The organism is Leptothoe sp. PORK10 BA2, from assembly GCF_034932105.1.
Taxonomy (GTDB): Bacteria; Cyanobacteriota; Cyanobacteriia; order Phormidesmidales; family Phormidesmidaceae; genus Leptothoe.
The window spans coordinates 54272-67250 of the sequence record NZ_JAYGIG010000016.1; the positions used below are offsets into that span (position 1 = coordinate 54272).

A 12979-nucleotide genomic window follows, 5' to 3' on the forward strand; every position below is an offset into this window, starting at 1 on the left:
CTGAGCTGAGCCATTTTGAAAGCTCTCTGTGATTTATTTCGTTTCCTTGGCCTCGCTATCAGTATAGATACATCATTTATGGGCGGACATGGGTAATTTGATAATTTTTGATGGCAAGCTCAGTCCAAGGGTAGGACATGGTCCTTAAAATCTTGTTTCAAACTCTAGCAAAACTTGATTGCGATCGTCGAAGTTGGTCGTTCCTCGAATGGTCAATTCATCCGTTAGACGATAGCGCAGGTTGAATTCTGTGGGGGTGCTGTCAGTTAAGATTTTCACTAGGGATAGGGTAACGTTATTGGTCACGTCAAATCCAACTTCGGTGGCGATATCCAGACTGGAACCGCTGCTGTCTTCGCTGGAAAAGCGTGAGGCACTGGTGACTGGAAATAGGCGAAACTCACTCAAGTTGAGGGTGCTGCTGATAAAGTCCTGCAAGCTATTGAGCAAGGCTCCGCCAAAGAAATTAATCACCCCCTGTCCAGACTGTAGGGCGGCCACGTAGCTACCGCTGAGTAGGTTAATGATTTCCTGTCTAGAGCGTGGCGGAGAGCTGGAAAGTTCAATCACCGTATCGCTGCTATCGGAAATGAATAAACTCTCTAACAAATTACTGGCAGAACCTTGGTAGTCAGCTCGGATGCGAATGGTTTCTAAGCCGGTGGTGCCCTGGAATGGATCGATGGAGGTATCGCTGATTTCGGACGAGGCGAAGGCGGTTGCCTCGACTGCTAGATTTTGCTGAGTTTCGGAGACAGTTGTGCGCAGTTGTATGTCGAGGATCGGATCGGCAATCCCCCGCTCGGGTATAAATCGAGCCGTATTATCTCGACCGGCCAGACGAAATGTAGTGGTTAAGAGATTAATCCGCCCAGAACGTAGGCGAATGGTACCTTCTGGTTCGATGGCGCGAAATGGTATCAGGGGGCCTGTAATGAGTAAATCCCCTCTGGCTAAAACATTCAATAAATTGCCTTGCTGGATCTGAATATTGTCCGCTAGGGTGATTTTGAGGTTCTCAAACCGTGGCACAAACGGGGAAATGTCTTCGGATTCTGCGGCAGCTGATGTGTTTTCCCCTTCGGGTAAAAAGAGACGACCATCGGCCAGTTCTACCACCCCCCCTAGCTGGGGGCCGCCTAGAAATAGACTGCCACCGACGACAACTTGGCCTTTCACCCCACCCCGGTAGATCCCCCGCAGCTCCAGATCAACATTGTCGAGGGTGACTGTCAGGGCTCCAGATGGATGGATGAGAGGGGTTGGATTGCCTGGGGTAGAAGGGTTTGGGGAGATAGGATTATTGGGAGCAGTAGGATTTGCGGGGGGGGGGGCCACAGTGTCCCCCTCTGGTATGCCATCTGGTGTTTCCCCATTGGTGCCATTCTCAGGTTGAGTATCCTGGCCGGATGGTTCGGCCCCCAGGGCTGCTAGATCAGCACTCCTGATGATGGGAAGGGTTAACAGGGGGAAGATACCCGCCGCTTGCAGTTGGCCGTTGCCGTACTTCCCTTGGAGATTTTGGACAATAATTTGATTGTTTTCAAAAACGATCCGACCCTCAAAGTCAGTCAGAGGATCGGGTAGGAGGGGGGATCGCAAAACGGCCTCCTGGAGCTCCATTTCACCGGTGATGATCGGTTGGCTTAAACGTCCCCCTACGTCTAGGGATACTCGTCCTTTACCCGATACCCAACTCACCTGATTATTTAATGCGTTGAGGAGGGACAGTCCCTCGTCGGCCACATCTAGGGTCAAGGCAATGCGGTCATCGGCGGGCTGCACGGTCATGAAGTCAAAGGCATAGGGAATGTCCCCCACCAGGGTGAGGGGTTGAGGGTTATCGACTTGGAGCAAATTGCCCTGGAGCAGTAGGCGAGCGTCCTCGTATAGAAACAGACCTTCGGCCTTCTGAATGGGCTGGTTGTTAATGCTGCCATTGGCTAGGATGACATCCCCCCTGACCGTGGGGTTGCCTAGGCCACCACTGAAGTTTGCGATCGCATTTAACCGCCCCTCCAACCCCAGGGGTAGGTTGAAAATATCCCGCACTGCCGCCATGGGCAGCTGCTGCGCCACCAGCTGCAGACTAGAAGTATCCTGCTCCACCAGGGACAAATTTCCCGCCAGGTTCACAAAGGCCAGCTGAGGATTGCCGTCGGCATCGGGGGGCAGCTGGGTTTCTAAACGCAGGGGTTGGAGAATGAGGTTGCCATTGGCCAGCTGTCCCTGGGCAATCACCCGGTCCGCTATAAACTCTGGCCCCCAGCTCCAGGCTTGGCCATTGACATCAAACATCACCTCGGGCAGCTGCTGCGGGGTACCGCTGAGGCGGACGGAGGCGTCAAATCGGCCTTGGAGTTTAGCTAGGGGGGGGATAGGCTCTGCGGCCTCGGCCAGGGCCACCTGCTCCTGAATCGCTTGAATTTCCGATAGTCGCTGCAGCTGTTCCAGCAGGGTAGCCTGGTCTGCCCCAGCAGGCTGGACCGCTAAAATGTCTGGAATATCCGCAGGGGATGGCGGATTTTCTAGCCAGGTGGGAGGCTGAAATGTCTGAATCAGGCTTTCTAGATCCGTAATGGCTAAGGCCGTGAGCACATCCCGGACATCACCATTTTCCACCTCAACATTAGCGTTGTAGGCCAGGGTATTCAGTTGCACATCGCCATTAAAGCGATACACACTCTGGCTAGGAGCAAGCTGTTGATCTCCAGGACTGTTGCCAGCGGTGGTGCCAGCAGTAACACAGGAGATAGGCCGGTCCTCCATGCCCAGCCCCAGGAAGCAAGGATCAAGAATTAGCTCTCCCTGCTCCACATAGATGCGCCCACTCCGATAGGCGACCTGACCTGTCAGCTGTTGGCCACTGAGATATCCCAACCCTGGTCGGGCAATCAAAACATCCCCCACCAGGGTTTGACGGTTGAGATCCACCACCCATTCCCCCTGGGATGACAAGCTGCCCTTGAGTCCGCCCCCCAGACGCTCCACCGCTGGCACCCCCAGGGCCTGTAGTTGCAGGTCTTGCAAAGTGGCGCGCAGCACATCTCCATCGGTACGACCGGAGGCCAGGGCACCCTGCCAGCTGATATCAAAATCAAAATTCCGCGCTGTTTGAAAATTGATCTCAATGCCGTCGGCTCGGCCATGAGCCGCTGACGGCCCACTTTGACCGACTAAATTAACCGCCAATCCCGCCTGGGATTGGTAGCTGATGGGGCCTGTCAACACCGGGTCAAAGGCCACCTGGTTGACGGCAAAGTCGTCTAGCCGCAGGGTACCGTCCAGACGGGGGGTGCTAGGGGTACCCATCAACTTCCCGTTAAACGAGGCAAATCCGGCCACGGGAACAGGGCTGGGCAACAGCGCTAGGGGATAGCGCTGGGCATCGAGATCGAGGGAAAACCCTCGAATACCCTGAAACTGATTGCCCACGAACTGGGGAGAAACCACGCCCCGGGCCCGGAGCTGAGCACTGCTAGCCCGTTCAATCAATAATTCTTGACCGGTCCAGGCAAATTGGCTGCTGAGGGGGGCATCAAACCCGGCCAGTTGGGGCGAGAACCCAGCCAGACCGGCGGAGAAGTTGAGATCCCCCTGGCCCTGGATATCGGCCAATGTAAACGCGTTAAGCCGTCCTGCCAGGGTCACGGTACCGCTGGTGTTACCCCGCAGCTGGGAAGCAAACTGGCCCAGGCCGAGGGCATTGAGGGTAGCGGTGGTGTTCCACCCGCCGTTGATCAGTTCAGCCTCGCCCTGTACCGATCCGTCAGCCAGCTGTAGGTCGTAGTCTCCCATGGCCAAAATTGTCTCTAGGGATGCGCCCTGGAGTGGTCCGGCCAAGGCCACATCGGCGTTGAGCTGGCCGGGGGGGATTTGGGCTATACCTAAGGCCCGGAGATCGATGTTGTTGGCCTTTAGATCGGCCTGCCAGCTATCCTGGCCAACCTGACCCTGGCCGGTCAAGGTGCCGTTCCCCACTAGGACCTGGGCCTGGGGAATGGTCAGGCCGCCATTGGCAAAGACTGCGGTGGCGGTGGCAGGATAGATTTGGCCGCCGTAGGCCAGGTTGGGGGCCTGCACATTAATCTGGGCGGCTAGGGCAGCGGGGGGGCCAATAATCGTCGCCGTGGCGTCCAATATGCCTAGGGTGACTGGGAGCTGCTCAACGTCGTAGAGCGTTGCGATCGCATCCCCCGACACATCCGTTGCCCTAAACGCAAAATCCAGTTCCGGAGGCCCTCCCGCCGCCAGCTGCCCCAGGTTTAATACCCCCTGACCCGTGACCCGGCCCCCCAGTTCCGGCAGGGCATTCACCTGGGTAACGGTAACTACATCTAGTAGGTTCTCGATGCGATCGCTGGCTAATTCCACATCCCCATTCAGTTCCTTCAGGACCACCCGATCAATGGTCACTGGCCCTGTGGCCGCCAAATTGGCCTTCAACTTGGGCTGCAACACCGGCCCCGTAATCGCCACGGTGCTGTCAAACACTCCGCTCAGGGCAATGGGGGGCTCCACCTCAGCCCGCTCCAATAGCTGCTCAAGATCTACATCGGCCACCTGGGCCACAAGATCGTAGTCGCCTTTCCAGTTAATGGTGCCGGTGGCCGTAGCCGTTAGGTCGGCATAGCTACCCTTGGCCCGATCTACCGTAATGGTGGTGCCCTTAAACCGAGTGGTGGCATTAATGCCGTCAATGGTATTGCCCCAAGGCCCGGTGCTGGGCAATGAGGTGAGCTGTAGTTGGCCATTATTAACACTGGCCGCCCCATCCACCGTAATGGGCTGATCAGGCAAAAATGTCATGGCCCAATTGCCACTCACTCGGCCTGCGGTCACCACCATGGGAAAATTTTGCTGCCCCATGGTGGGCAAAAGGAAGGCCGTGGCGTCCTCTGCTGCCACCCCTTTGGCCGTCACTGCCATGGTGATGTTTTGCCGGATGGGCTGGTCGTCATTTCCCGTGGCCACTGGCACCGCCGCAATGGTCAGGCCGAGATCACCGCCCTGGGGCGCTTTGGCCTGGGCCTCAAACTCCATACGTTGGCTATCTTGACCGTTGACCTGGACCGGTACGATCTCTAACAAACCATTTAAATTACTGAGCAATAACGGGGTGGGTTCAGCGCCGTCCGCTGGTAGGGGCACTAAGGTGATGGCACTATCCATCACCTCAATCTCATCCATCCGTACTTTGATCAGCGGCTCTTTCGGTGGGGGTTCAAATGTGGGTATATCAGTGCCAATCCAGCCCTCATCCGGATGCTGTTCTAAATACCCCGCTGCCCCAGTCAGCCGTAAGTCAATGTCCAGTTTCCGTTCAAACAGTACCTGTAGTGGATTGAAGCCCACTTCCACCGACTCCGTCGTGACATAGGTGGGGTCCATTGCCGTGGCATTTAATGTGGACGGTCCCACCCGTAAGCCATTCCAGGACAACCCTTCCAGGTCCCCCAGTTCTAACTCCCGTTCTAAAAGAATGGATAGCCGCCGTTCCAGTAAGGGGGTGAGTCCCCGATTAATAAACAACCAGGATCCGACAGCGACTGCAGTGCCCACAAGGAGGGCACCGGTCCCGCATGTAATGGCAGCTATTTTCCAAAATCGCCGCCCTTCAGGGGGTCTATCTGCATTAGGCGAAGTCATGGGGCATGGAACTACGTGCGCGACTACTCTAACAAACTTCCATCAAGGATTTTTGTATGATTCAGCTCCAACACCGATGGCCAAGCCGTCATTTTTAGAATCACAGCCCCCCAACAAACAAGCATCTAAAACCTGAATCATGGGAACCGGCCCCCGGCTTCATAGCCATGGGTTTCCTAATTATTGGCTTCAGTGCCATTTTGTCCAGAGTTGCCTAGGGCAGCTGAGCGGGATACCCACCTGCTAAATCAATCACCTAACCTAGGCGGTAACCGAACCCACGGACGGTTTTCAAATATTGAGGCTTACTGGGATTTTCCTCTAGCTTTTCCCGTAGCCAGCGAATGTGTACATCCACTGTTTTGTTGTCCCCCATAAAGTCATAACCCCAGACGCGATCAATAATTTGATCGCGGGACCATACCCGCCGGGGGCGGCCCATAAATAGCTCTAGAATTTTGAATTCTTTGGGCGATAGGTTTAATTCCACATCATTTAGATAGGCCCGGCACTCGTTGGGGTGTAGGGAAATGCCCTCAAACTTTAGGGCAGAGGTATCTACCGCAGTTGTTTTGGACTGGTAGCGACGCAGCAGCGCCCGGCAACGGGCAATCAGCTCACGCATGCCAAAGGGCTTAGACAAATAATCATCGGCCCCCACTTCTAAGCCCACCACCCGATCCATTTCAGTTCCCTTCGCACTGAGGATCAAAATGGGTACGTCTAGGCCCCGGTGCCGCACCAGACGACAGAGATCTAGACCATTCATCCCGGGCAGCATCAGATCCAAAATCACCAAGCTAATATCTTGGAGCGCTTCTTTGGTGCCATCGGCTGACCCGATTAGTTTTTCCAATGCGGTTGGCCCGTCAGCGGCCACGACAATGTCAAAGCCTTCTTCGGCTAAGGCTAGAGCCACCGTTTCTCTAATCAGTTCTTCGTCTTCAACGATTAAGACTCGACCTAAACCGACCCGTAACGAGGATTGGGCGTGAGCCAGCCCACTAGAAACAATGGCCATATTAATTAATTGTTGCCTTCATTACCTCTAACTTGGATTCTATCAGGGATGTTGCCATCCCCAACCTTGCTTAAACGGATCATTTCCAGTAATTTTGCCGACATGATTCCGCCCATTCAGACACTTTTGAAGATTGCAAACTAGAATTTCAGTGCTTTCACGGTCGCAACCTGGGGGGTATGGTATTTACCAATTCTTTATCTTCTTGAAATTTTTGCAGGTAGTACTGTCTACTATTACGACTATTCGACCTGCTATTCCGACCACTGGTGGGTGGCCCGACCATACAGTTCGGTGAGGGTGGTGAACTGCTGCTGTACGGTGGGTGTAAGCAGGGAGGAGTCAAACCGCCACGCCCAGTTGCCCTCCGCTACACCTGGGGTATTCATGCGGGCTTCGGTGCCGAGACCGAGCAGATCCTGTAGAGGGATAATGGCAAAATTTGCCACCGAGGATAGGGCTAGACGAATCATGGCCCAATGGACTGACTCTGGTCCCAGGGCACCGACAAAGTTGGCTAGGCGCTGTTTTTCGTAATCATTGGCCTGGTTATACCAGCCAACGGTGGTGTCGTTGTCGTGGGTGCCGGTGTAGATCACGAAGTTGCGATCGCAGTTAAACGGCAAATAGGGATTGCGATGGTCTGAGCCAAAGGCAAACTGCAAAATTTTCATCCCTGGGAAGCCAAACTGATCTCGCAGGGCCTCCACCTCAGGGGTGATCACCCCCAAGTCCTCAGCCAAAAAGGGCAACTTGCCCAAAACGGCCTCCACCCGCTCAAACAGCTGCACCCCCGGAGCCTCCACCCAGGTGCCATTCAGCGCAGTCTCTTCCCCCGCCTCTACCGCCCAGAAGGATTCAAACCCCCGGAAGTGATCGATGCGAATTTGATCCACATAGGCCAAGGACGTTTTAATCCGCTTGATCCACCAGTCAAATTGAGTCTCTTCCAGCACCTGCCAGTTATAGGTGGGGTTGCCCCAAAGCTGGCCTGTTTCACTAAAGTAGTCCGGGGGCACCCCCGCCATTAGGGACGGCTGCAGGGTTTCCCCATCGATCATAAAATTCTCAGGGAAGGCCCACACATCGGCACTATCGTGGGCGACGTAGATGGGCATGTCGCCAATAATCTGAATGTGGCGCTCATTGGCATAGGCCTTGAGGGCAAACCACTGACGACAGAACTCAAACTGTAAAAATTTCTGCAAAAAGATTGTATCGGCCAGTTTACTGCGCCAGGTTTCCAGGGCCTCGGGCTGCCGCGTGGCAATGGCCGGGTCCCAATCACTCCAGCTGGCCCCATCGTTGGCATCCTTCAGGGCGATAAACAGGCTATAGTCCTCTAGCCAAAAGGCCTCAGCCTGACAAAATGCTTGGAATTCCGGGGAGTCCTCAGCCTTAAAGTTTTGGGCGGCCAGTTTTAACAGCCCTAATTTATAGGGAATCACCTGGTCATAGTCCACCCACTCGGAGGAAAATATCGGCACCTCCGCCAAGTCTGTCTGGGACAATAGTCCCTGCTCCACCAGTTCATCCAAGCTAATCAGCAGCGGATTGCCCGCCATGGCGGAATAGCACATATAGGGAGAGTTGCCATGGCCCGTTGGCCCCAAGGGCAAAATCTGCCACAGCTGCTGTTTAGAGTCCGCTAAAAAATCCACAAACCTATAGGACTCCTGCCCCAGATCCCCAATGCCATAGCGACCGGGCAGCGATGTGGGATGCAGCAGAATACCGCTAGATCGGGTCAAGGACATGGTAAGGAGAAGTGGTAGAGGGAATGAAGGGAAATAAAAAGGGTGGCTAACCTGACCTGGAGGGATACGGCAGCTTTTACAAGAGCTTTTACCCGGTCTAGGCTTTAATCTGAGCCAACTGACTTTAGCATGGTTATTCAATGCTATGACGTCCCGTTAACCCACCCTATGGCCTACCGAAATCCTGCCCCTACCGTCGATATCATTATTGAGATGATTGACCGCCCCAGTCGGCCGATTATCTTAATTGAGCGCTTAAATATTCCCCTAGGCTGGGCTCTGCCCGGCGGCTTTGTGGACTATGGAGAAGCGGTGGAGACGGCAGCAGTGCGCGAGGCCCAGGAAGAAATTGGTCTAGGGATTCAGCTATTGGAACAATTCCATGTGTACTCGGACCCGAGTCGAGATCTGCGTAAGCATACGATTAGTGTTGTGTTCTTGGCCACAGCGACTGGCCAACCCATCGCTGGGGATGACGCGAAGAACTTTAAGCTATTTGACCTGTGGGAACTGCCGAAAAATCTTTGCTTTGATCACGATCAGATTTTGCAGGATTATTGGCGTTATCGGCACTATGGTAAGCGCCCTTAACCTTTAAGGTTACTCAACCAAGAGATCTGTTACCAGCTAAGGTGCATTTTTACTAAAAAAATGTCCTTAAGTTTATCACTCTAGATTTAAGCCTAATTTAAGACGATCTTTAAGTTATCCGTGACTTTAGATGAAATTCCTTGGAGTAGATAGTATCTTATCCCTTAGGAAATGAACGGGTTGGAGCTTTGGCTCTGGCCCGTTCAGCATGCTGCTGTGTCACTTAGTTAGATTAGTTAGACAATGCATCCCCGAACCGACACGTTAGCCATGTTTTCCACCTTTGCTACGTTTGCGGACGATCGGTTTAAGGCATGGCAATCTGATCCGAAGCTGGCAAGGAGTATGCAAAATCAGCTGAAGCAAAGTAGTCAGCTGATTTATTCAGAAAAGTTTTGGGCGCTGTATTGGTATCGACAACGGCATGCTCATCCCTATGCCGTCCATCATCTCTGGGCCTATTTGCAAGAACCCTGCTACTGGGCCAGCCATGGTGTCACCCAGAGTTTTAACGTGGTGCAATGTTCGCTCTCGGATGGATTTCATAGTGCGATCGCAAACATAGATCGGATTCTCAATGGCTACAACCCTGACCACGGCAGCACCCTTAGGGCCTATGCCCACAAAGCCTTTGGCAACTGCATTCGAGATTATTTGCGGCAGCAGAATGAAATCAACATCAGTAGCGACTGGGGGATCTTGCGTCGCATCAGCCAAACCCAGCTGACCCAAGCCATCCAGGCCGCCGGATTTGTTCAAATCGAGTCCTATATCCTGCTGTGGCAATGCTTTAAAAATGTCTGTGTCCCTGATCCCAACCGTTCTGCACGGGGCTTACCACCCCCAAGTACAGAACAGTTGGAGGCCATTGCAAAACGATATCACCATAGCCATAGCCTCTCCCCAGCCGGGGTCTCCACACCTCAGGATAACCGGACGATGGATTCCCACAACATGGGTCCCCAGGTTGTAGATACCCAACAGCTGTCCATGGAGCTGAGTAACCTAGCGGCCCTGGCCAGGGCCTACCTAACCCCGAGCGTCACCTCCCTCAATCAACCCCAATATGATGACCAGCCTGGGGAAGAACAACTAGATGCCTTAACCTCAACTAGCAACCCCATGTCGGAGCTAGTTGCCTCCGAGGAGTATGACCAACAGCAGGAACGGCTGCAACAAATTAACCAGGTTTTGCAAGCTGCGATCGCAGACCTAGATCGCCCCAGCCACACCCTCTTATCCCTTTACTATCAAGATTCCCTGACCCAAACCCAGATTGCCCAGCAGCAAAATACTCAACAGTATCAAGTATCCCGCCAACTCCGTCGCATTCGTCAGCAGCTATTACTGAAGGTAGTCACCTGGGGACAAGAGACCCTGCATATCTCCCCAGAGTCCTCCATATTAGCTAGTGTTAGCGAGGTGATCCATGAGTGGTTGCAACACCACTACTCGCCACAACCACCAGAGGTATCGGAATGAGCGTCCTTTTTGACAACCCTGTTCAACCAGTTCTAGAAATGCCAGCCGATACAGCCCGGTGGCAGAGCGGCGCAACCATGGCAGATGCAGCCGCTCGCTGGCGAATCTATCTACATCAGTTAGGGCTAACAACCCTCATGGCCTGGTGCCAAGCAGAATTTTCAGACCCCGTTTTACCCTGGCCCCATGCCGCCCCATTTGATATTTGGCATGTTGTCGATGGTTTGGCACTGCAGTTGGGCAACACCCGCATTGTTGTCATGTTATCGGAAGCCATCCAGGCCACAGAGCTGCAGGTACCCCAAGAATGGGTTGACCTGCCAGGTTGGTCCGCCGACTATTACCTGGCGGCTCACATTAATGTGGATGACGGTCAACTGGTGTTATGGGGCTATGCCACCTATGTCCAGCTCAAGCACCACGGTACCTATAACGTAGCTGAACAGACCTACTGCCTGAAAGACACGGACCTGATTCAAGACTTTTCTGTCTTTTGGGTCGCACAACAACTGGCTCAATCCACCCATCTCCCCGCCGATGCGCTGCCCGATTTACCCAATGACGAGGCCAAAAGCCTGATCCAAAGCCTGGCCCACGTACCTGAACCCAGATTAGCGTTGCCCCTGAGCCAGTGGGGAGCCCTGCTGCAAAATGACCACTGGCGGCAGCAACTATACCAGCAGCGCCATAACCTTTTCTCCGTCAGCGTAGAAAATTGGCTGAATGGCATCTTTGCCCAAGGATGGCAACCCATCGAAGCATTGCACCCCCAACCCCTAGCCTCATGCAGTTTTCGATCGGTCACAGACGGTTCAGCTGTCCTCACCTGTGGTAAAAAAATCTTGCTCAACAACACCTTGGATGAACTGTTGTTAATGTTTAGCGTCGATATTGAAACCAATAAACGGCGAAACATTCGCATTCAGCTGCATTCTGCGGGTGAATCTCTATTACCCAACAACCTGATTCTGGCCTTAAAACTATCGGAAACAGGAGAACTTCTCAAAACTGTTAAAGCAGGGATAAAAGATGACTTTATTCAAATTCCTTCCTTCCGTTGTTTAGCGGGTCAGCGCCTCAGGGTCCATATCCAACTAGCGGACAGTGTTTGTCAAGAAGAGTTCATCAGCTAAAAAGTATGATGGATTAAAATCAAGCCAATACCATTTCGACATACTGTCTCTTTTCACAGCCCATCCTCAGACTCATCCCCTAAGCTATGCAGTTGGATGGAATCAACTGAGGAGGATATAACCGGCCATGACAACGCCCATCCGTGGACGATGGAGTCTGCTGTGCCTATTGCTCCTGATCAGCTGTCAGGAGGTGACGTCTGGCTCCACGCCTAGGACTCAGCCTGGGATTACACAGGCAGCCTGTGAAGCTCAGGCAGGCTTTGCTTTTGTGGATGGGGGGGAGTTTATTGCCGGGAGCGATCGCACCGAACGGGATTACGCCTATCGCATCAGTGCCGAAGGCTTTGCCGATGATCCAGCCAATGTAGCCGCCGCCGAAGCGAGTTATCGCAGACGGAATTGGTTTGAGCGGGAGCCGGGCCGCCGCACTGAAACCCTACCCTCGTTCTGTATGGGTGAAAATCTGATTACCAACGCAGACTACCAGGCATTTGTGCAGGCAACGGGGCATCGGTCACCGGGAATTTCAGCGGCTGAGTACCAAGAGCAGGGCTTTTTAGTCCATGGCTACGATGAGGTAGCCCCCTATGTATGGCAGGGCGATCAATACCCCACCGGGCAAGGACAACATCCAGTGGTGCTGGTGTCTTATGGGGATGCCTTGGCCTACGCTGAGTGGCGCTCTGGGCGGGACGGTGCTAGCTACCGCCTGCCAACGGCGTTGGAATGGGAGAAGGCAGCACGGGGCACCGACGGGCAGTATTTTCCTTGGGGCAGTGAGTGGCGAAATGATGGGACGAACTGGGCGAAAAATGGTCCCTATGGCACCAGTGAGGTGGGGGCTTACCCGCTGAGTCAAAGCCTTTATGGGGTAGAAGATATGGCAGGAAATGTGTTTGAGTACACTAGCACCCTCACCAGGGGTGGGGCTAAGGTCTTGCTCAAGGGCTGCAGCTGGGATGATTTTCCTGGTTTTTGCCGGGCTGCCTATCAGCATGATCGCCCTGTGGATAGTCGACATATCCTATTTGGATTTCGCCTATTGATGGAAAACGATTAGTATGCGTCCGGTCATACTCAAACTATCGCTGTAATCAGGAGTATGTCATAAACGAAGGTTTCATGTTCCATTACTTTGGGCACCCTGAGCATAAACCTTGTTCAGGCTTAAAACGGTTATTTTGCCATGGGTTTGCCATCGGAAAGTAGAAAGAATATGGGCGTAACCGGTGTTCCTCGGCCATCAGTAAAGGGGCTGAAGTATTGTCAGTTGGAGGTTGTAGAGCATCAAGCAGGAAATAGGACTAGAGTTGGAATATGAACGCCAATCTAGTCCCAACAAT

Annotated in this window: 7 protein-coding genes; 4 read left to right on the forward strand and 3 right to left on the reverse strand. The window is 53.5% G+C overall.

Features of this window, described 5'->3' with window-relative positions:
- Positions 1–144: 144 nt before the first annotated feature.
- From VB741_RS06820 to malQ, 3 genes are all read right to left on the reverse strand, one after another.
- Positions 145–5649, reverse strand: coding sequence for a translocation/assembly module TamB domain-containing protein (locus tag VB741_RS06820; protein ID WP_323364405.1), 5505 nt, complete (start codon positions 5647–5649; stop codon positions 145–147).
- A 256-nt stretch (positions 5650–5905) separates the two neighbouring features.
- Positions 5906–6670: a response regulator transcription factor gene (locus VB741_RS06825; protein ID WP_323364406.1), complete on the reverse strand. Its 765-nt coding sequence runs from the start codon at positions 6668–6670 to the stop codon at positions 5906–5908.
- 254 nt (positions 6671–6924) lie between these two features.
- Positions 6925–8427, reverse strand: a complete 1503-nt coding sequence (gene malQ, locus VB741_RS06830) for a 4-alpha-glucanotransferase (RefSeq protein WP_323364407.1) — start codon at positions 8425–8427, stop codon at positions 6925–6927.
- Positions 8428–8595: 168 nt separating this feature from the next.
- Here malQ and VB741_RS06835 point away from each other — a divergent pair, with 168 nt between their 5' ends.
- From VB741_RS06835 to VB741_RS06850, 4 genes are all read left to right on the forward strand, one after another.
- Positions 8596–9018: an NUDIX hydrolase gene (locus VB741_RS06835; protein WP_323364408.1), complete on the forward strand. Its 423-nt coding sequence runs from the start codon at positions 8596–8598 to the stop codon at positions 9016–9018.
- 243 nt (positions 9019–9261) lie between these two features.
- Positions 9262–10500 (forward strand): sigma-70 family RNA polymerase sigma factor, encoded by a 1239-nt coding sequence (locus tag VB741_RS06840; RefSeq protein WP_323364409.1) that lies wholly within the window; start codon positions 9262–9264, stop codon positions 10498–10500.
- Complete coding sequence (locus tag VB741_RS06845; protein ID WP_323364410.1) at positions 10497–11633, forward strand: DUF1822 family protein; 1137 nt, start codon at positions 10497–10499, stop codon at positions 11631–11633. The genes VB741_RS06840 and VB741_RS06845 overlap by 4 nt, the downstream gene beginning before the upstream one ends.
- Before the next feature lie 127 nt (positions 11634–11760).
- Positions 11761–12696: a formylglycine-generating enzyme family protein gene (locus VB741_RS06850; RefSeq protein WP_323364411.1), complete on the forward strand. Its 936-nt coding sequence runs from the start codon at positions 11761–11763 to the stop codon at positions 12694–12696.
- Positions 12697–12979: the final 283 nt, after the last annotated feature.